The sequence below is a fragment of the Psychrobacter immobilis genome (genome assembly GCF_904846185.1).
Classification (GTDB): Bacteria; Pseudomonadota; Gammaproteobacteria; order Pseudomonadales; family Moraxellaceae; genus Psychrobacter; species Psychrobacter immobilis_B.
Genome location: NZ_CAJGZQ010000029.1, coordinates 14,560 through 34,825 on the forward strand (window position 1 = coordinate 14,560; position 20,266 = coordinate 34,825).

At 44.3% G+C, this 20,266-nt stretch carries 14 protein-coding genes and 1 pseudogene; 11 read left to right on the top strand and 4 right to left on the bottom strand.

Translation table 11 applies throughout. The features are described 5' to 3' along the window. Positions 1 to 57: 57 nt before the first annotated feature. Positions 58 to 270, bottom strand: coding sequence for a hypothetical protein (locus tag JMW94_RS13195; protein ID WP_087814154.1), 213 nt, complete (start codon positions 268 to 270; stop codon positions 58 to 60). A 290-nt stretch (positions 271 to 560) separates the two neighbouring features. Here JMW94_RS13195 and JMW94_RS13200 point away from each other — a divergent pair, with 290 nt between their 5' ends. The 5 genes and pseudogenes from JMW94_RS13200 to JMW94_RS13220 all read left to right on the top strand — a co-directional run bounded on the left by JMW94_RS13200 (position 561) and on the right by JMW94_RS13220 (position 7,821). Further along, positions 561 to 2,342 carry a DUF389 domain-containing protein gene (locus tag JMW94_RS13200; protein ID WP_227685531.1) on the top strand — a complete coding sequence of 594 codons (1,782 nt, stop codon included), beginning with the start codon at positions 561 to 563 and terminating at the stop codon, positions 2,340 to 2,342. Positions 2,343 to 2,504: 162 nt separating this feature from the next. Beyond that, positions 2,505 to 5,177, top strand: coding sequence for an alanine--tRNA ligase (gene alaS, locus JMW94_RS13205; protein WP_201604722.1), 2,673 nt, complete (start codon positions 2,505 to 2,507; stop codon positions 5,175 to 5,177). A 325-nt stretch (positions 5,178 to 5,502) separates the two neighbouring features. Further along, positions 5,503 to 6,789, top strand: coding sequence for an aspartate kinase (locus JMW94_RS13210; protein ID WP_087814157.1), 1,287 nt, complete (start codon positions 5,503 to 5,505; stop codon positions 6,787 to 6,789). Between the two features lie 367 nt (positions 6,790 to 7,156). Continuing rightward, a pseudogene (gene csrA / locus JMW94_RS13215) lies at positions 7,157 to 7,324 on the top strand (carbon storage regulator CsrA); the annotation flags it as partial. Positions 7,325 to 7,446: 122 nt separating this feature from the next. Next, positions 7,447 to 7,821 (top strand): HopJ type III effector protein, encoded by a 375-nt coding sequence (locus JMW94_RS13220; RefSeq protein ID WP_045445094.1) that lies wholly within the window; start codon positions 7,447 to 7,449, stop codon positions 7,819 to 7,821. Between the two features lie 86 nt (positions 7,822 to 7,907). Here JMW94_RS13220 and JMW94_RS13225 read toward each other — a convergent pair whose 3' ends face one another. Together JMW94_RS13225 and JMW94_RS13230 are read right to left on the bottom strand one after the other, a co-directional pair. Further along, positions 7,908 to 8,219, bottom strand: coding sequence for a YeaC family protein (locus JMW94_RS13225; RefSeq protein ID WP_201604723.1), 312 nt, complete (start codon positions 8,217 to 8,219; stop codon positions 7,908 to 7,910). Between the two features lie 66 nt (positions 8,220 to 8,285). Continuing rightward, positions 8,286 to 9,290: an NAD(+) kinase gene (locus tag JMW94_RS13230; protein WP_227675922.1), complete on the bottom strand. Its 1,005-nt coding sequence runs from the start codon at positions 9,288 to 9,290 to the stop codon at positions 8,286 to 8,288. Between the two features lie 299 nt (positions 9,291 to 9,589). On the opposite strand from JMW94_RS13230, the gene JMW94_RS13235 reads away from it, so the two are divergent. Further along, positions 9,590 to 10,312, top strand: coding sequence for a Bax inhibitor-1/YccA family membrane protein (locus JMW94_RS13235; RefSeq protein WP_045445091.1), 723 nt, complete (start codon positions 9,590 to 9,592; stop codon positions 10,310 to 10,312). A 203-nt stretch (positions 10,313 to 10,515) separates the two neighbouring features. Here JMW94_RS13235 and JMW94_RS13240 read toward each other — a convergent pair whose 3' ends face one another. After that, the gene (locus JMW94_RS13240) at positions 10,516 to 13,296 is read right to left on the bottom strand and encodes a heavy metal translocating P-type ATPase (RefSeq protein ID WP_201604724.1); all 2,781 of its coding nucleotides are present in this window, start codon (positions 13,294 to 13,296) and stop codon (positions 10,516 to 10,518) included. Between the two features lie 473 nt (positions 13,297 to 13,769). Between JMW94_RS13240 and mrcB the strand changes: the two genes are divergently transcribed. The 5 genes from mrcB (at position 13,770) to fis (ending at position 20,264) form a co-directional block, all read left to right on the top strand. Further along, positions 13,770 to 16,247: a penicillin-binding protein 1B gene (mrcB, locus tag JMW94_RS13245; protein ID WP_201604725.1), complete on the top strand. Its 2,478-nt coding sequence runs from the start codon at positions 13,770 to 13,772 to the stop codon at positions 16,245 to 16,247. Between the two features lie 34 nt (positions 16,248 to 16,281). Beyond that, a complete protein-coding gene (locus JMW94_RS13250; RefSeq protein ID WP_201604726.1) occupies positions 16,282 to 17,091 on the top strand; it encodes a tetratricopeptide repeat protein in 810 nt (269 codons plus the stop codon). Between the two features lie 122 nt (positions 17,092 to 17,213). Beyond that, on the top strand, positions 17,214 to 18,140 hold the full coding sequence (prmA, locus tag JMW94_RS13255) for a 50S ribosomal protein L11 methyltransferase (RefSeq protein WP_201501574.1): 927 nt from the start codon (positions 17,214 to 17,216) through the stop codon (positions 18,138 to 18,140). Positions 18,141 to 18,336: 196 nt separating this feature from the next. Continuing rightward, entirely contained in the window at positions 18,337 to 19,629 is a 1,293-nt protein-coding gene (locus JMW94_RS13260) for a DUF3426 domain-containing protein (RefSeq protein WP_201604727.1), read from the top strand. A 275-nt stretch (positions 19,630 to 19,904) separates the two neighbouring features. Continuing rightward, positions 19,905 to 20,264, top strand: a complete 360-nt coding sequence (fis, locus tag JMW94_RS13265) for a DNA-binding transcriptional regulator Fis (RefSeq protein WP_201604728.1) — start codon at positions 19,905 to 19,907, stop codon at positions 20,262 to 20,264. Positions 20,265 to 20,266: the final 2 nt, after the last annotated feature.

The following is a 20,266-nucleotide window of genomic DNA, read 5'->3' on the forward strand; positions in this document are numbered from 1 at the left end:
CTTTTTTTATGGCTGATAATCGGACTTATTCATTTAAATTGACAACATTATTCGCTTTTATGCTTTATAGCCTTCTTCATTACCAGTGATGCTACCAACTTTTTTGGTAAAAAACATGCCTGCAGGGATAGACACCAAAACGCCTAATGCTACTGCTATTTGGATATGAGGTATTTCATTAAAACCTGTGACTAAAGCGCCAATCATAAAAACGCCAATTGTAACGGTTGCTGCGATTGAATAGATAACAGAGAATAATGGCCAGTTCATAACTTATTCCTCATTTTTATTGTGGATATAGTACCTTTATACACTAAACCCACAAAGAAAGTAAGTATTTCCTATAAACCTGCGAGCCAGCTATAGTAGGTGACTAAGCATAAAAACCCTGTTAAAGTTAAGGTTTTTATTATCGTTAGTTAATGATGCATAATTTTACTATTTTAAGTATTACTACTTAATGACACTGCGCTCTATTTAGTCGTAAAAAAACCATACGTTGTCCTCTCTTTATCATTACAATAATGTCTTTCTTTTACTTTTTAAGAAAGCTCTCTGCCATGACCTCACCTGAAAACAAACCCTCTAATGATTATTCAGTTATAAAAGATGCCTCAAGCACGGCCATTTATCCAGACAAAAAAGTGGTGCTAACTGACGCAGATGGTAGCTCTGTACTAAATAGCAATGTCGAACATACTGAGTCTTCAAAAATCTCAGAGACTCATGATGACAATGACTGTGGCGAGGATATGGCTTGTGCGCAGCCTCCTGAAACAACGATAGCGATAAAGTCCATTGGTGCTGACGAGGTAGTGGCAACGTTAGAAACCGCCAAGCCCGACAATGAGTCTGAAATAACTAAACGTGAAATCACTGAGCCTGAGACACCACTATCCAATGAATCGTTAAAATTGACAACAGCGCCCAATCATAAAAATCTAGAAAATGTATCAGCAGAACATGCTCAAGCAGAAGAAGATAGCGCTTCCGAGCAAACTTCTCAAAAAGATGCTGATGCTGATGCTGAGGTAACGGTAGAGGCAGATGGTATTGCCCACGCTGATGCACAGGGCACTTATCCTATCTCTGATAGCCCTCAGCAAGAAAGCAAGGCAAATAGTGACAACACAAAACCGTCCTCAATTGATAAACATCCAGACACACCGAAAAATAATGACACTGTCGTAAAAAATACTGTGAAAGATAAAGTCGATAATCAGGAAGAACTAGAAGACGAGATTAAAGAAAAAAAGGAAGCCAAGCTCGAATCTTATAAGCAATTTGTTGCCGAGCAATTTAGCAATCAAAAGGTAGACTATCCAGAAGTACGGGTCAGAATCGAGGCCAACGCTCTGCCTAGCAAAATGTATTTCATTATGAATATACTTTCTGCCATCATCGCCAGTTATGGGCTAGTGACCAATTCAGCTGCCGTCGTCATTGGCGCCATGTTGGTTGCCATGATGTTAGGTCCCATTACTGGTATAGCGTTAGCGATTATTGATCATCGTATGCCATTGCTACGTAAATCACTGATTACGGTTATCGTCGGCGTATCATTGGTGGTATTGGTTGGTTTTATCGTCGGCTGGTTACACAAAGATCAGCCACTGACCGCAGAGATATTATCGCGCACTCAGCCAACCTCGATGGATTTAATGATTGCTCTAGCGGGTGGTACTGCTGGTGCTTATGCGATGGTTTCACCGCACCTATCAGTGGCAGTGGTCGGCGTGGCGGTAGCCACTGCATTGGTGCCACCTCTTGCCGCGAGTGGGATATTATTTGCCAATGGCGAGACGCAGCTTGGACTTGGGGCACTGCTACTGGCGCTAACCAATATTATTGCTATCCAGTTTACCAATGCTTTAGTACTCTGGTTATTAGGCTTTCGCCGTTTGGTCGATGACGATTATAAATCAAGCACCTATTTGACTTTTTTACGCCGTAATGCGGTGACGTTATTATTGTTAGGTGGATTGGGGACGTATTTGACCATCAACCTACAGACCAATGCCAAACAACAGGTTTTTGAGAGTAGCGTCAAAGAAGCCATCAATAGCTACTTTATCGACAAAGGCAACGTGCTGACCAATACTCAGTTTGATACCTCAGAAGAAAATAAAGTCGTACGTGCGGTCATTCGCGGAGAGACGACGCCTACTTCATACGATGTACGGCAAATCGAAACCGTCATTGCTCAAGATATGGCAGAGAATTTCCCTGAGTATCTACCCATTAAGCTACAGCTACGCTACTTGCCAGTACAAGTCATTGAGTCCAATCCATTGAGTCAAGATAAACTGGACGAGACTGATGCGGCGATTTTAACCAATTAGTTTTTTTGACCAACTGGCTTTGATGCGCTACAAATCCATCGAGCATCTGCATGCGCAGAATAACCTAGCCGTTGTAACTCTTGTACCAAGAGCTTGGGCGTTTGTGCTAAAATCGTTTGCAAAATTATTTTACTCAATTCTATTCGCCAGTAAGGAGCCGCTGTGAGCCAGCCATTTCGCTCAGCCGATATTCGTCAAGCTTTTATCGATTTTTTCATAAGCAAGCAGCACACCCCCGTCGCCTCATCGAGTTTGATTCCACACAATGACCCGACATTGCTATTTACCAATGCCGGTATGAATCAGTTTAAAGAAACGTTTTTGGGTATGGAGCCACGTGATTATACCCGTGCGGTGACCTCGCAGAAGTGCGTACGTGCTGGCGGCAAGCATAATGATTTGGATAATGTCGGTTATACGGCGCGCCATCATACGTTCTTTGAAATGCTTGGCAACTTCTCGTTTGGCGATTATTTTAAGCAAGCCGGTATTGGCTATATTTGGGAGTTTTTAACCTCGGACGAATGGCTTGCGATTGATAAAAATCGCTTGTATGTGACCATTTATGAGACCGATGACGAAGCCTTTGATATTTGGCATAAAGACATCGGTATTCCTAGCGAGCGCATTATCCGTATTGGCGATAATAAAGGCGCGCCTTACGCCTCAGACAACTTTTGGACGATGGGTGACACTGGCCCTTGCGGCCCTTGTACCGAAGTCTTTTATGACCATGGTGCTGATATCGAAGGCGGTCTACCGGGCACACCTGAAGAAGATGGCGACCGTTATATCGAGATTTGGAACTGCGTGTTTATGCAGTTTAATCGTCAAAAAGATGGCACTATGCTACCACTACCAGCGCCAAGCGTAGATACTGGCATGGGACTTGAGCGTATCAGCGCCATCATGCAAGGCGTCCATGGCAACTACGAGATAGATTTGTTTGTACACTTGATGGATGCGGCGGCTGAGATTTTAGAGATTGAAAACCAGCAACAATCGTCATTAAAAGTCATCGCTGACCATATTCGCGCCGTTTCATTTTTGATTGCTGATGGCGTTACTCCAAGCAACGAAGGTCGTGGTTATGTACTGCGCCGTATCATTCGTCGTGCGGTGCGTCATGGCAATAAACTTGGTGCTGACAGTGAGTTTTTCTATAAAATGGTCGCACCCTTGGTTGCTGAAATGGGTACGGCGTATCCTGAGCTAAAAGATAAGCAAAGCGTCATTGAAAATGCCATTCAAAAAGAAGAAGCACAGTTTGCCAAAACTTTGGCACAAGGCTTACGTTTACTTGCCAGCGAACTGGAAGGTCTAAAAGATGGCGACACGCTATCTGGGGAAGCCGCATTTAAACTGTACGATACTTATGGTTTCCCAATCGATTTGACTGCGGATATCACTCGTGAGCGCGGTATTGTCATTGATGAAGCTGAATTTGATGAGCATATGCAAGCGCAACGTGAGCGTGCTCGTGATGCTGGCAAATTTGACGTTGATTATAGCAGTGTCATTCAAGTAGAAAACCCAACGACCTTTATCGGTTATGAGCAGCTTGCAGAAGAAGGCGTCACGATTGATGCGCTGTATCAAGATGGCAGTCCAGCCGATAGCTTAAACGAAGGTATGGAAGGCGTCGTCGTATTGGATCGCACCCCATTTTATGCTGAAGGTGGTGGTCAAGTTGGTGAGCTTGGCGAAATCCGCACTGCGACTGGCGTTTTTGAAGTGCAAGATACCAAAAAATCTGGTCAAGCCATCATCCATTATGGTGTCGTGACCATGGGTGACATTAACACCAAACAGACCGCTGATGCGCAAGTCTTGTCGAGTATTCGCGCAGCCAGTGCCAAAAACCACTCTGCCACGCATCTATTGCATGCCGCATTAAGAGAAGTATTGGGCGACGCGGTCACACAAAAAGGCTCGCTAGTATCAAGCGAAGTCTTACGTTTTGATTTTTCGTATGACCAGCCTGTCAGCACTGCTGAAATTACGCGTATCGAACGCTTAGTCAATGAGCAAATTCAAGCCAACACCCCTGCTCGCATCGAGAATATGTCTATCGACGAAGCGATGAAACAAGGTGCAATGGCATTGTTTGGCGAAAAATATGGCAGTGACGTTCGCGTCTTAACCATGGGCACTGAGAGTATCGTCGATGGTCAGCGCAAGCCCTTCTCTATTGAGCTTTGTGGTGGTTTGCACGTTAAACGTACTGGTGATATCGGTGTGCTAAAAATTACTAGCGAATCAGGTATTGCTGCTGGCATCCGCCGTATTGAAGCGGTCACTGGCATGAATGCAATTAAAAACATTCAGCAAAGTGAGCAACAGCTGAGCGAGCTTGCCAGTCAGCTAAAAGTAAAACGTCCAGAGGTGGCACAGCGCGTGCGTACCATGGCGGATAAGCAGCGCGAACTTGAGAAACAACTAGAGCGTTTAGAGCAAAAAATCGCCAGCGCCCAAGCAGCCAATTTACTCGATGAAGTACAGACCATCGCAGGCACGCCCGTGCTTATCAGTACCTTAAGTGGTGTCGATGGTAAATCAATCCGTACCCTGATGGACGATATTAAATCTAAACTTCCTGATAGCGTGATTGTATTAATTGGTGATAAAGACGAACAGTTAGCCCTAGCTGCAAGCGTGGCAAAATCAGTCACCGCTAAAGTAAAAGCTGGTGATATCATTCGTCATTTGGCAAGTGAGCTGGGCGGTAAAGGTGGTGGTAAGCCAGACTACGCACAAGGCGGCGCGCCAAAGTCTGGCAAAAGTACCGCGGTTATCAACGCCCTACCTGCTTGGATTGAAACTCAGCTTAGCTAGTACTGAAAAAGACATGAATACATAGCATCACTTGGGTCTACTACGCATAAGATACGCGATTGGTTATAACGGTTATAACCAATCGCCATGTATCTAAGCGCTACGGGCACTTAACGTTGTGACGTAGATATGATATAAAGGTCAACGTTTATATGCATCGTGCGTGCATTACCTAGTCAGCACTACTGAATACATAAACGAAAAGCATGGGCGCAATTCTTATAATACGGCTTTATCTATACAAGCATTGATTGAGCGTCACATCCGCATACTGGCTCTCATTGATGATAATAAAAGGCCATTAATGAATAATAGGTAGATTTTTATGGCGTTAATAGTACAGAAATACGGCGGCACCTCGATGGGCAGTATCGACCGCATCAAAAACGTCGCCAAACGAGTCAAACGCTGGCATGACAACGGTCATCAAATAGTTGTTGTCGTCTCTGCCATGAGCGGCGAAACCAACCGTTTGATTGATCTAGCACGCCAAATTAGCACTCAGCCTGACCCCCGTGAATACGACCAAATGGTCTCAACCGGTGAGCAAGTATCGATTTCATTACTTGCTATGGCGATTAAAGAGCTTGGTGTAGGCGCTCGTTCATTTACTGGTCGTCAAGTAGCGATTAAAACGGACAATGCCCACAATAAAGCCCGTATCGAAAGCATCGATGACAAAAATATCCGCGCGCAACTCGATGCAGGCAATGTCGTCATCGTCGCAGGCTTTCAAGGTATTGACGACGAAGGCAATGCGACCACATTAGGGCGCGGCGGCTCTGATACCACAGGTGTCGCTATTGCTGCTGCCTTGGGTGCTGATGAATGTCAGATTTATACCGATGTTGATGGCGTTTATACCACTGACCCTCGTGTGACCTCAAAAGCCAAAAAACTTGAAAAAATCACCTTTGAAGAAATGCTGGAGATGGCAAGTCTTGGCTCTAAGATTTTACAGATTCGTTCGGTAGAATTCGCCGGTAAATATGGTGTACCACTGCGCGTATTATCTAGCTTTGATGAAAACAACGATGGTAGCTTCGACCAAGAATTTCAAGACAATGTCGGCACCCTAATTACGATAGACGAAGGAGACAATATGGAACAGGCAATCATCTCAGGTATCGCTTTTAATCGAGACGAAGCAAAAATAGTCGTGCGCGGTGTACCTGATCATCCTGGTATTGCCTCTGCTATCCTAAGCCCGATTGGTCGTGCCAATATTGAAATTGATATGATAGTGCAAAACCTCTCTACCAATGGCACCACCGACTTTACTTTTACTGTCAACCGTACTGACATGGACAAAACCATGAAAGTACTGGAAAATGAAGTCAAAGATGAGATCGGTGCTAAAGAGATATTGGCTAATGATGAAGTCGTTAAAGTCTCTTTAGTCGGCGTCGGTATGCGCTCTCATGCTGGTGTTGCGAGCCTCATGTTCCAAACCCTTGCTGAAAACAATATCAATATTCAAATGATATCAACCAGCGAAATCAAAGTGTCTGTCCTTATCCAAGAACAGTATTTAGAAAAAGCCGTTAAATCACTACATACCGCATTTGGTCTGGATCGTGAAGATGGCGAAAGTAAAATCGCTGGGCTATAACTTATTTTAAAACGCTTAAAATAATCGATTTAGCATCAACAGTTATGCATTAAGTCAGTATCAATTACTTTCAACAATGTATTAAATTAAATAGGGTCTTTTTAGATCCTATTTTTATTTTTTATTATTGCTAAGGTAAGTATTTACCCAATAGTTTTGTGAAAACCCGTGACAGTCTCTATTATGCCCCCTATAATGGGGCTTTCATTTGGGCTAAATGAATCTACCTATCATTACCGCTATTGGTACAACATTAAGCATTGTGGTTGTTTGATACATTGCCTTTATAGTACTGCGGTGATGTCCTGCAATTGAGAAGTAATCTGATGAGTAATAATTTGTTGATGCGACATAAGGAGTGTGACGCATGTTAATTTTGACACGCCGCGTGGGCGAAACGCTAATGATTGGTGATGAGGTCAGTGTGACTGTCCTAGGTGTCAAAGGCAATCAAGTACGTATCGGTGTTAATGCACCGAAAGATATTGCCGTACACCGCGAAGAGATTTACCAACGTATTCAGCATGAGCGTTCTGTACAGTCGCAAATGCAGCATCTTGAGCAAGGCAATTTTGCGCCTTCATTTGATGACGAAGACTATTTCAATCGCTAAGTTACATACTTTCACTTTTTAATCTGCTCTGAGGTCATTTATTTATGAGTATCCGCCAATCAGATGTATCGGCTCTACTTAATGGTTTGGATAAAAAAGCCATTGGATTCAATGATGTCATCAGTTTTATTGATGATTTTTATCGCTACGCACCTGCCCCGTTTGTGAACGGTATGGTACACAATGCAGCTGGTGAAAATGAAGGTAGTGCGAAAATTTTTGGCTTTGCCAAGCACCATGGTCTGAATCAATTGGACACGCTAAAACTGTTTGGCGAGCATTATGCCAAAGTTCAAGCAACTCCTAACGGTACTGACCATGCCAATATCCGCAATTTTTTACATTGGGGCTGGCAAGGGTTTTTGATGCAAAAAAACCCATTAACGGTTCGCCCTAGTGTTGATACGACGGCGCTTTAAAAAATTATTAAATAAGAGAAGGCCACGCTGATTAGCGTGGCCTTTTTTATGTGCTTCATTTTTTATCATAAAACTTAGCCATCAGCCTATTTATCACGAAACTTAACCGGTTGGACTGCGCCTTTCGGATTGGGCATGTTTGGATAATGATGCTCATGCTCGACATCACATTCCGCCCCGACGATAGAACCATCTTCTTTGACTGGCTTATGAATATAGCCTGTGCGCTCAGCAGGTGGTAGATGCTCGTGCTCCCACACCATCACCGCTTGCATACAGGTCTCGCGCTGCTCAGCGGTCAGCTTGCGACCATCAGGCCACTTACCCAACTCAATCGCCATGCGGAATTTATCCACCACTTCTGGCGTTAAACTTGCTAATATCGTTTGCTTGTCCATCCTATCTACTCTCCACCACTATTTTTTATAACATATTTTTATAACGTTATTATATAAAAGAGACACTTATTCGTCGTCCATAATATCATCATCCACGTCAAGACTGAATTCCTCAGCATGGACGTTCCAGTGCAATTTGGTGCGACAAGCTTCATAAAAATCAAACCCTGGCGGGTGCAATAAAGTAAGCTTATCTGGATGCTTACGAATATAGAGCCGTTGCTCTTGCTCAAGTGGCACGCTTGGCTTACCGTCGGCACTGACCATCGGCTGAGTGCGATTGTCTTCGTGAATGCGAATGCATACTTCGCTATTACCGCTCACCACAATCGGTCTGCTAGACAGCGTATGGGGATGCATGGGCACCAAACAGATAGCATCCATACTCGGGTGAATAATGGGACCGCCACCAGAGAGTGCATAAGCCGTTGAACCGGTAGGCGTTGCTGCAATCAAACCATCACTATGCTGACGGTAGACATCTTGACCATCGATTTTCATCTGAAAATCTATCATATGTACCGATTTTCCCGCATGCAATACGATATCATTGAGCGCCATATCTTCATGAATGATAGTGCGCCCTTCTCGTATCTCCATCGTCAATAAAAACCGATGATCCAACTGATAATCACCCATCAATACTTGGCGCAATTTAAACGCCGCTTCATCAGGTTTTACATCCGCTAAGAAACCAAGCCGACCACGGTTGACGCCGAGCACGGGTACACGGTAGCGTGCCAACGCTTCAGCCGCGTGCAATATCGAGCCATCACCGCCAACAACGATGACTAAATCACAAATCTCGCCGATTAGACTACGCTTAACGATTTTAACCTTTTCAATCTCAGTAAGGTTCAAAGTGGGCAAGTTCGCCGTTTGCACATCCATAATCAATGTGAGATTCATCTCATTGATAGTCTGGGCAATTTGCACCAAGCTTTGAGTGACACTGCGTTTACCAGCGCGGCCCATAAGCCCAATACGCCTAAAAGCAGGGTTTTTGATAGCGTGGAACAGCTCTGATTCATGTAAGTGCGGCAATCTTGCGGATTGCGCTGAGTTTTCCATAAAACGACTCGGCATAACGGTAAAGTACTCGCCAATGATAGCGATAAACGAGCGTTTAGACTAGCATGTTTATGAATTATCGTTGTTAACTGTCGTAATCAACCCCATATAAAAACCATCGCACGTTACTCTTAAACGTGTTTGTTTAGCTAGGCAATATGCCAAAATACATCAACTAATAATAGCTCTATAAGGTCTTGAGGCCTTGATGGCTGTCACGTAAACACAGTTGACAATAATGGCGGTTTTGCTAAAGTAGCTAGCATCACTATTATTTATATTTTATTAAGGACAACTTTATGGCCAATCCTATTGTCAGTCGCGCAGAACTTGCGATCGGCGGTAAGCCAATGACGGTCAAGGGCGTGATTCAAAAGACCAGTCTATTACTTGGATTATCTGCGATCACTGGTGTGGGCTTTTTCTTTTATGCCCTTATGGCAGGCTTGTCGCAAGGTTTTATTACGATGGCTGCCTTCGGTAGTATGTTTGCCGCTTTTGGTCTCGCGCTTTTTATCACTTTTAAACCACACAAAGCCAAAACCTTTGCGGTGCCTTATGCACTGTTAGAAGGCATATTTTTAGGCGGCATCTCGCTGTTCTTTATGCGGATGTATCCGAGTGTACCAGTGACCGCTATGTGTGCCACTTTTGTGACGGCAGCCGTTATGCTAGGGCTATATCGCTCAGGTCTGGTCAAAGTGACTGAAAAGTTCCGCTCAATTGTGACTTCAGCATTGATTGCAATTATGCTGGTTTATGTGGCGCAATGGGTACTTTCTTTAGCGTTTGGCTCAAGCTTACCGTTCTTATTTGAAGGTGGTGCTATCGCTATCGGCTTTAGCCTGTTTGTTATTATTATCGCCTCTTTTACGCTTTTACTAGACTTTGATAATATCGATCGCGGTGTGGCGATGGGTGTCTCTGAAGACTACGAATGGTTATTCAGTATTGGTATACTTGCCACGCTCGTATGGATGTACATTGAATTTATGCGTTTGCTTAGCTACTTGCAAGACTAATCTAAAAACCAGCTAATCTTCATTTAAATAAAAAACCGCCTTGGCTATTCATATAGTTAAAGGCGGTTTTTTTATGGGTAAAGTTAAATATTTATGATAGACATCATATCTGGAAAAATGTGAGCAGCAAGGAAGATGAGTTTCATTACTACATTAGTAGGCTAAGTGAGTTTGACGCAGCTAACCGTTTTTTTGAATGGGTATCAAGCGCGTTTTAAGCGCAGCGCATTTAAGACCACAAACAACGAACTTAGTGACATACCAATAGCAGCCAGCCAAGGTGGCACATAGCCTAACGCCGCTGGTATTAGCACACTGCCATTATAAATCAGTGCCCAGCGGAAGTTTTGTTTGATAATACGTTCCGTTTTATCAGAGATACGCTTAGCCGCAGTAATAGCGTCGATTTGACCATTTAATATAATACTGTCACTCGATACTTGTGCCAAATCTGCCGCCCCCGCAATAGAAGTTGAGACATCTGCTGCTGCTAGCACTGGCGCATCATTGATACCGTCTCCCACCATCAACACTACGCCACCTTCCGCCTGTAGCTTTTGAATGTGAGTGACCTTGTCCGTTGGCGACAGACCATTGTAAGCAGAATGCATCCCTAAACTTTCAGCCAACACCAGCGCTTGCGGGCTTGGGTCACCAGTCAACATAACTGTCTCAATACCCAACTCTTTAAGCTTATCAAGCATGGCTTTGGCACTATCACGCACCTTATCATTGAAATAGAAGCATGCCAGCGCTTGCCAAGTGACCGAGTCATTTTGTTGACAAGATAAAACCACCGCTGAGCTAGCGCGTTGTGCTACTAAATCAATGACCATATCATTATTGGCATCATTCAACGCAAAATCCACATGACCAATTCGATATAATACGCCATCAATCATTGCCTCGACACCGCCTGCTGGATAATGCTGTAAGGCCTGCGTCGATGGCAAATGCAACTGATAGGCAGCAGTCAATAGTGCATGAGCAATCGGATGACGGCTCCCTACTTCTAGAGCCGCAGCGATGGCTAATAGCGTATCTTTTTGCTCATCTGTAGCCGTTGCAATATCATTGTCTTTAAGCAGCTCAATATTTAATAAATTAGGCTTACCATAAGTGAGAGTACCTGTTTTATCAAAGGCGACATGAGTGATTTCAGCGAGCGTTTGTAGCGTATGTCCACGCGTCGTCAAAAAGCCATAGCTTGCCAGTCTATTGGTCGCGACCGTCAGCGCAATCGGCGTCGCTAAAGACAGCGCACAAGGGCAAGTCGCGACCAATACCGCGACCGTAGCCCAAATCGCTTGGCTTGGGTCAACGATATACCAGCCAATGAATACCAAGACAGACAAGACCAAAATACGCGCAACAAACCATCGTGCCAGCTTATCGGCCTGCTGCGCCAGTTTGGGCTTTTCACTCATGGCACGGTTCATCAGCCGATCAATCAAGCCAATTTGGCTGTCTGCTGGCAATGCTGTGACCAGCATCTCAAACGGTTGGCTATCGTTTTGTGCACCGCCGACGATATAGTCACCTTGGCTCTTGATAATCAAGTCGCCCTCACCCGTCAACAGGCTTTGCGACACGGTAGCAGTCTGACTCAGCAAAATACCATCGCTGATGATTTCAGAGCCAGCCTCAACTAAAATGATATCACCCACTTGCAAACTATGGGCGGTGACCATTTGTTTTTCTTTTGCCTCACCTGCTGTTGTTGATATGGCTGATTGTTTAGTACGTGCGCGTTGCCAGTCTTGTGCAATTTTTGATGTGAGCTGATGAACATTGGCATCCATGCTTTGCATAAAATTAGGCGTTGGATTGGCTGATGTGCTCGCCTCATTTGTATCCAAATTACTGACTTGATTACTCACGTCTTCATTTACAGCTGTTTTCTCGAGCTCATTTTTCTTTAACTGCTGTAATATAAGCGCGGCGGCTTCTTTATCTTCCGAAATTTTTTGTACCAGTACTGGCTCAACCACGACCAAGTCATTGGCCATGGTGGCGGCTTTTAGGCGTGCATTATGCTCAATGTAACGCCCTGCCAGTAAAAAGAAAATAAACATACTGACCGAATCGTAATAGGTTTCCCCTTGCCCAGTGATGGTGGCATATAGGCTCGCGAAAAAAGTCACAATCAGCGCGATACTGACGGGTACATCCATATTAACTTGACGGGCACGAATCGCCGACCACGCTGAGGTAAAGAACGGGATACCCGCATAGAAGAAAACGGGCGTACTGACAAATAAAGACACCCAGCGCAAAAAATCGCGCTGAAATATTAGCATATCGCTGTATTCACCAAAATAGATGGCAACGGCATACATCATCGCTTGCATCGAGCCCAACGCGGCAATGCCAAGACGTATCAGCATTTGGTTGTTATGACGCGCCAGCATCGCCTCATGCGTATCTTGACGATAAGGCTTGGCCTCGTAGCCTATTTCATTAATGGTGGCAAGAATACGGCTAATCGGCAGCTTATCCTCGTTCCATATCACTCGCATACGCTGATTGGTCAAATTCACCTGACATTTACTGATGCCCTCTAACTCGTCGAGACGCGACTCAATTAGCCAAGTACATGCCGCGCAGCGTAGGTTATTGACGGACAGTTCTGCAACCGACAGTCCGTCTTGAGCATAGACGAATTGTGATTTGATCTCGTCATGGTCATACGCCTCAAGGCGAGTCAACTGCGTCGGTAGACTTGCCGTACGATTAATCTCTGAGCGGTCCAAGTAATACTGCTCAAGCCCTGCCTCTACGATGCTTTGAGAGGCTAACTGACAGCCCATACAGCACATCTCACGCGGCTTGCACAATATCTTGGCATGGAAAGGCGGCTGCGGTACAGGATCACCGCAATGGAAACAGTGACCTGCGAGTGGCAGTACTAAACCTTCGATGATAGAGTTATCTTCATAATGCTGGCTGGTGGTCGATGCCATTGATGATGGGACATTGGACATAATCGCGCTTACTTCCTTTAGACAGGTTTGCTCGAACCTTATTCGCTTTAAGTAAACTTACTATCATTAACGAGACTCAACGCCTATGCAGAAGACCTATCTAAAACAGCTATTTTAAATAACTCTCAGCACGGCTCACAAAAAATAAAACAATAACAAACAGTAGCGGTTAATTCATAAAAAACACATCGTTGACGCATCTCTAAACTGCTATCGTGCATGACTATGTGACATGGTGACATGAAGCTAATATGACACTTATATAACAATGATACTGCCACTCTAAAGCTTTTAATGCTTTGTTAGCAATGACCGTGTTTTAACATAGATTATACTATAAGCAAGCGCTGTGAAGAGCATAACCACGCACAGCTTAAAATCAATGAATGCCTGCGTTGACGATGATAGATTGAAAAATTTGTCAATTTGCGTCATTATGAGGCAGTTTTTTATACCAAAATGGTGCGACATCAGTGCAAACATCCAATTCCAAGTTACCAAATACCAAGTTAACACAGTCCTCTAAATCTGTTAACCACACGCTCCCTTCACAGCAGCGTGGGTTGGTATTTAGTAGTCTTATCTTAATTGTCATTATTGCTGGCATGGTGCTCTTGGCGCTATATTTAATCAAACTTGATCGCACCATTACTCATAAGTTTGAGGGTAAGCGCTGGGATATTCCTGCTAAAGTGTATTCGCAGCCGCTTGAATTGTATCAAGGCGCGAGTGTCGACAAAGATACGATGAAGACATGGCTGGAGTTGCTGAACTATCAAAGCAACAAAGCTTATGATCGCACGGGAACCTATCATAGATCAGGTAATACCTACTTTATTCATACTCGCGGTTTTACTTATAGCGCCAACGATGTGGATAAAGAGCAAGTCATAAAAATGACCATTGCTGGTAATAAGATTGAGTCCGTACAAAGCACTTTGCCTGCCAAAAGCGGCATCATTCGCTTAGAGCCGGTGAGTATCGGTGGTATTTATCCTGACAGTAATGAAGATCGTTTAGTCGTCTCGTTAGATGAAGTGCCACAATCTCTCATTGATGCGTTAATAGCCACGGAAGACCGTGCGTTTTATGAGCACAAAGGCGTCTCTATACGAGGCATTGCACGTGCCGTACTGAACAACTTCTCTGGTGGCTCTAGACAAGGCGGCTCGACCATCACTCAGCAGCTGATTAAAAACTTCTATCTCAATTCAGACCGTACGCTGAAGCGCAAAGCCAACGAAGCGTTAATGGCAGTATTGCTCGAGCTACATTATAGCAAAGATGAAATTCTACAAACGTACCTCAATGAGATTTATTTGGGTCAAAACGGCAACCGCTCTATTAATGGTTTTGGCTTGGCATCACAGTTTTACTTTGATAAACCACTGAATGAGCTGCGCTTGGATCAGCAAGCCCTGTTAGTCGGTATGGCAAAAGGCCCGAGTATCTACAACCCACGTCGCCATCCAAACGACTCAAAAGCGCGCCGTGACGTCGTGCTGGGCAATATGCTGGCCGTTGGCTCACTCAGTCAAGAAGACTATGAAAAAGCGCTAAAGCAGCCACTTGGTGTCGTGGACAAACCTGTCGAAGGCAAAAGTCAATTTCCTGACTTTTTGGATATCGTCAAGCGCGAGCTGAACACCGTGTACTATTCTGATGATCTCAAGAATGAAGGTCTTATCATTATCAGTACTTTAGACCCTATTGCACAATTAGCCGCAGACAAAGCAGTTGATAGAAAATTGGGTGAGCTGCGTCGTAACAGCAGCAAAACTAAAGACTTGCAAGGTGCCTTAGTGAGTGCCAATCCTGAGACTGGTGAGTTGGTCTCTGTGGTGGGTAGTGGCAGTGAATTTACCGGCTTTAACCGTGCGGTCGATGCCAAGCGCCAAGTGGGTTCGTTATTGAAGCCTATTATTTATATGACAGCGCTTGAAAGTGGGCGCTATAATCTTGCAAGCTCAGTCGATGACTCACCGATTACCGTGAATCTAAGCGATGGTACTAAATGGAACCCCAAGAACTATGACAATCGTGACCATGGTTATGTGCCATTTACCACCGCTTTATCAAAGTCTTATAACCAAGCGGCGGTACGCTTGGGTATGGAGTTTGGGGTCGATACCTTTGCCAAGCAGTTACAGCGCATGGGAATCAAAGAAAAAATACCACCTTATCCATCAGCACTGTTAGGTTCTGTTAATCTTAGCCCAATGGACATGCTTGGTGTCTATCAAGTATTTGCAACTGGCGGCTTCCGTACGCCTATCCATAGTATTCGCACCGTCATTGATGACCGTGGTCGTATTTTACAACGTACTGGACTCAACACTCAGCGTAGTATTCCGCCTGAGACCAATTTCTTAATTAACTATGCTTTACAAGATGTGGTCAAAAACGGTACTGCCAAACGCGTGCAATCACTTGGTAGCAATCTAAATCTTGCTGGCAAAACAGGAACCACAAATGATTACCGCGATGCTTGGTTTGCAGGCTACAGTGGCAACTATGTCAGTGTGGTTTGGGTTGGCCGTGATGATAACAAGCCAATTGGCTTAAGCGGCGGTACTGGCGCATTGCCAGTTTGGGTTGACTATATGAATCGCTTGAAGCTGACGCCTGTGGCTCTACCAGAGCCTGAAGGTATTGAATGGTTGTGGTTAGAGAACAACTCAGGCAAGCTGTCTAATGAGCGCTGTGCAGATGCACGCTATCTGCCTGTCTTGTCGGCATATTTACCAGAAGAAGCCAGCAGTTGCGCTGTCGGCTTATATCAACAAGATCGTGCTCGTGAACAAAACCAGCAGCGCCGTAGTGAAGGTTTAGAGATTCCAAATGGCGAAGCTGTTGATAGCGACAACCAAGAAAACAGTGATGGGTCAAATGGTAATGATGCAGAAAGTCGTGCCGATACTTGGTATGATCGTGCCGTTGAATGGTTCTAAAGTTATTTGTGAAACTTAAAAAGGTCTCAACTTAATGTTATCTCTCAAGCAAACTGTATCAGCTAGGTCAGCCGTCATAACGCGGTCTATCAAAATCAAGCCAGCCAATACGATGCTGGCAGTCAGTGCTCTAGCTGGCATGTTGAGTTTGAGCGCTTGCCAGACTGCGCCGACTGCATCTACCGCGATCAAAACGGTACCGACTCAAACGCTGCCATCATCGCAAACAGCTAAAGCCCCCATAGCGACTGTGACGCAAGCGCCCATTGTCAGAACAGAGGACGAGGACGACTACCCCATTGAGCCTTATAATTCCTATGAACCAGCCGAATCAACCAATCCGTTGACTCAAGAGACACCTGTATTTACACCATCTAATCCTGTGTTGACCCAACCTGATCCAGTTATTATCATCCCTTCGCGTGATGACTACATCATCTCTGAGCCGTCAGCACCGTCACACAACGAATTGCTAGAACAGGCAAGAAAAAACTCGCAGCAACGGACACAGCAAGCTACCACTAACAATAGTAACTTGCCAGCATTTCGCAATTTGATGCAAGCAGGTATCAGTCAACTAAAAGCTGGCAAACTGACCAATGCTGAAAACAGCTTTACCCGTGCTCAGCGCCTAGCACCTAAATCTTCTGCGGTGTATTTCTATTTGGCACAAGTGGCATTGAAAAAGAACCAGCCGCGCAAGGCAGAAGCCATGGCACGCCGTGGTCTGAGTGTTTCTCAAGATACCAGTCGTCGCCGCGCGCTGTGGCAAATTATTTTGCAATCAGGACAAGCCCAAGGCAACGCTCGCGTCATCAGTGAAGCGAAGCAAGCCTTACGCTAATATCAAGACATACCGAAGTGAATAGAGACCAAGTTTATCATTTGGTCTCTATTCACTTTTTATATTATGCATACGCATCACTTATCCAAAATATACATTTATTCTTAATTAAGGTTATCGTTATGGCATGGCAACAACTGCATTTACAATGTGAAAAAGCAAACGTCGATTTGGCTGAGGCACTGCTCCTAGAAGCAGGTGCATTATCAATCGCCTTAGACGACGCAGGTGACCAACCTCTATTTGAGCCCTTACCTGGTGAATCACCGCTATGGGATGAAGTTATCTTGACGGGGCTATTTGATGCGACCACCGATGCTGGCAGTCGTCAGGCAGTCGAGCAGCTCAGTCATGAAATCGCAGCACAAGTGCAAGCCACCCGTATCTGGCTCACGGCTGTCGATGATAAAGACTGGGAGCGCGAATGGATGAGCAATTACCATCCTATCGAATGTGCCAATAATTTATGGATTGTACCCAACTGGCTGACGCCGCCCAATCCTGAGGCGACTAATATTATTATGGACCCGGGCCTAGCTTTTGGTACAGGCTATCATGCCACTACCCGCTTATGTCTTGACTGGTTAACAGAACAAGATCTAAAAGACAAAGTGGTGATTGATTATGGTTGCGGTTCAGGTATTTTAGGCATCGCTGCTTTGTTATTAGGTGCACGCCACGTGTATGCTGTCGATATCGACCCACAAGCAGTGCTGGCAACCAATCAAAATGCCGCACGCAATCACGTTGGGGATCGCCTGCAAGCGTTTTTACCAGAAGACTTCACTGACTACTGTGCACAAAATGATGTGTTACCTGTAGACGTAATCGTTGCAAACATTCTAGCCAAGCCGCTCATTGGCTTAGCGCCTTACTTCGCCACCTTAATCGCACCAAAAGGTCGCATTGTCTTGGCCGGTCTAATAGAGTCACAAACCGAACAGGTAACGGCGGCTTATCAACCTTATTTTGCGCTTGATGCAAAGCATGCTTTTACAGCGCAAGAAGACCAACATTGGCAGCGTTTATCTGGTACATTTACAGGCTAGCAACATTTAATTACATCTGTTACGATAGAGGGCAGTCAAATGTCATGCATTTGACGCCACTCTGTCCTTACCCATGATTTTTGGACATTTAAAGCTAATATTTAAAGTTGATACAAACGGCAGTATTAGCACTATAGGCAACTATTAGCGAGTGGCTAAGCGGTATTGATAACCATAATTTTTTGGATTCGACCCTATGACCACGCCCATAAAAACTCAGTGCCCTCATTGCCAAGCTTGCTTTAAAATACAGCAAACACAGTTGAATAAAGTAAACGCCACTGTTAGCTGTGATCAATGCCAACAGAGTTTTTTGGTCAATAAACATCTTATCCTCACTGCCGATGCTGTCAGTACTTCCGCTATTCAAAAAAATACAACGACTGACACCAAGACGCTATCCGATTCAAATGGACATTCTGCACAAACCGCTGACAATCATAATAAAAATCAACATGCAGCAGGCGCTTCTAAGTCACCACTCACTCCTCCACATTTAAAAAATATTTCATCTGATACTTTAATTGGGGACGATTTGATTCATGACGGCTTAATCTATGATGATATGGATAGCGATGAACCAGAAGAAAGCGTTTTAGAGTATGATTCTCTAGATAGTATGGATGCTTGGCTGACTCAAGCCAGCAATATGAACAATAGCAGTTATACTTCTACAGCAGACAACCAACCAACAAGCAACCTCTCTAAAAAAACAGATAAAAACAATGCGTCATCAGCGAAAGTATCATCTGATACTACAACAGAAAATTCCTCATCAGCACAAATGGCGCTCAGTTCAGCAGCCGCTAATGATATTCATGCCAATGTGGATGATACTGCGGATAATTCTTGGCTCGAAAAACTCCTAAAAGAACAAAATAAAGGCGAAGAGGTTCGACAAGACGATACCGATTTATCACAACTGTTGCTCGATATGGGTGTACCACTGAAAGATGAAGCGTCAACCTCCGAAGAGCGTGTGAGAAAAGCACAAGCAAAGTTTACACCTACGCCGCAGAGACGTTCTATCGCATCCTTACTATGGACACTAGGATGCTTAGTATTAGCACTGCTACTTTTTGCGCAATACGTCATTTTTAATCTAGAAACTTTGATGAAAAACCCAGTGCATGCAGAGCGCTTACAATCAGTATGTGCAGTGGCTGCCTGTAGTTTACCTAGTGCCGATCTAACAGCATTCACGATTACCAACCTTAATCATAAATCGAGTAAGATTAAGATGGATGGAAAGTCGAGCGATGTCAGTGCCACATTAAACAATCAAAGTGCCAAAGCACAGCTGTATCCGAATGTTAAAGTCAGCGTATACGGCGCAAATGATATGATTGGAGAATTCATCGCCACGCCAGCTGATTATCTATTAAGCAAGCAAAGCCAATTAGCGGCTGACAGTAGTCGAAACATATTATTTACCATCCCTGTAGCTAATAGACAAATTCGAGAAGTGACTATAAGTCCTCTGTATTGAATAGATGATTACCAACAAAATACTGTCTATCTATAAACAACCTTGTCTCTTAAAACTTCAATCGTCAGAAAAACGTAGGCAGGTCGCAAGTTCAGTAGTGATGCAAGTGCGACCCAGCCAGTTATATTTTGTGGCAATGTTATAATAGTAAGCACATACCCTAGTCATACTGCTGCCAATATAAGGTTAATCTGTCAGCGCTAAACGATATTAATTTGATATAATACCCTGATATCTTATGGTTTGACTCTTTCCAATCCCAAGGACATTATCTTATGGCACCTCATGCACAGCATAATGCCAGTCATTTTGCCACAAGCTCTGAGCATCCTGCCGATTATAGTACAGCTAACCATCATTCAAATCGTCATGTTGACTCCTCATTAGACAGCGATGCAATCCACCGGCATGAACCACTGCGCGTACATGTGGAGCGTGTGGTACGACAATACTTTGCGATGCTAGGTGATGAGATGCCGACCGACTTGTATGAGCTTATTTTAAAACAAGTTGAAGAGCCACTATTATCGGTTGTCCTTGAAAAAACGCGAGGCAATCAAACCAAGTGTGCACAAATCTTAGGTCTGAATCGTGGCACTTTACGCAAAAAACTCAAAACTTATGACTTAATGTAGCA

Excerpts from the sequence above, each read along its gene's own strand:
- JMW94_RS13195 (WP_087814154.1), bottom strand. The coding sequence starts at position 270 with ATGAACTGGCCATTATTCTCTGTTATCTATTCAATCGCAGCAACCGTT.
- JMW94_RS13200 (WP_227685531.1), top strand. The coding sequence starts at position 561 with ATGACCTCACCTGAAAACAAACCCTCTAATGATTATTCAGTTATAAAA.
- JMW94_RS13210 (WP_087814157.1), top strand. The coding sequence starts at position 5,503 with ATGGCGTTAATAGTACAGAAATACGGCGGCACCTCGATGGGCAGTATC.
- JMW94_RS13220 (WP_045445094.1), top strand. The coding sequence starts at position 7,447 with ATGAGTATCCGCCAATCAGATGTATCGGCTCTACTTAATGGTTTGGAT.
- JMW94_RS13225 (WP_201604723.1), bottom strand. The coding sequence starts at position 8,219 with ATGGACAAGCAAACGATATTAGCAAGTTTAACGCCAGAAGTGGTGGAT.
- JMW94_RS13230 (WP_227675922.1), bottom strand. The coding sequence starts at position 9,290 with ATGGAAAACTCAGCGCAATCCGCAAGATTGCCGCACTTACATGAATCA.
- JMW94_RS13235 (WP_045445091.1), top strand. The coding sequence starts at position 9,590 with ATGGCCAATCCTATTGTCAGTCGCGCAGAACTTGCGATCGGCGGTAAG.
- JMW94_RS13240 (WP_201604724.1), bottom strand. The coding sequence starts at position 13,296 with ATGTCCAATGTCCCATCATCAATGGCATCGACCACCAGCCAGCATTAT.
- JMW94_RS13250 (WP_201604726.1), top strand. The coding sequence starts at position 16,282 with ATGTTATCTCTCAAGCAAACTGTATCAGCTAGGTCAGCCGTCATAACG.
- prmA (WP_201501574.1), top strand. The coding sequence starts at position 17,214 with ATGGCATGGCAACAACTGCATTTACAATGTGAAAAAGCAAACGTCGAT.
- JMW94_RS13260 (WP_201604727.1), top strand. The coding sequence starts at position 18,337 with ATGACCACGCCCATAAAAACTCAGTGCCCTCATTGCCAAGCTTGCTTT.
- fis (WP_201604728.1), top strand. The coding sequence starts at position 19,905 with ATGGCACCTCATGCACAGCATAATGCCAGTCATTTTGCCACAAGCTCT.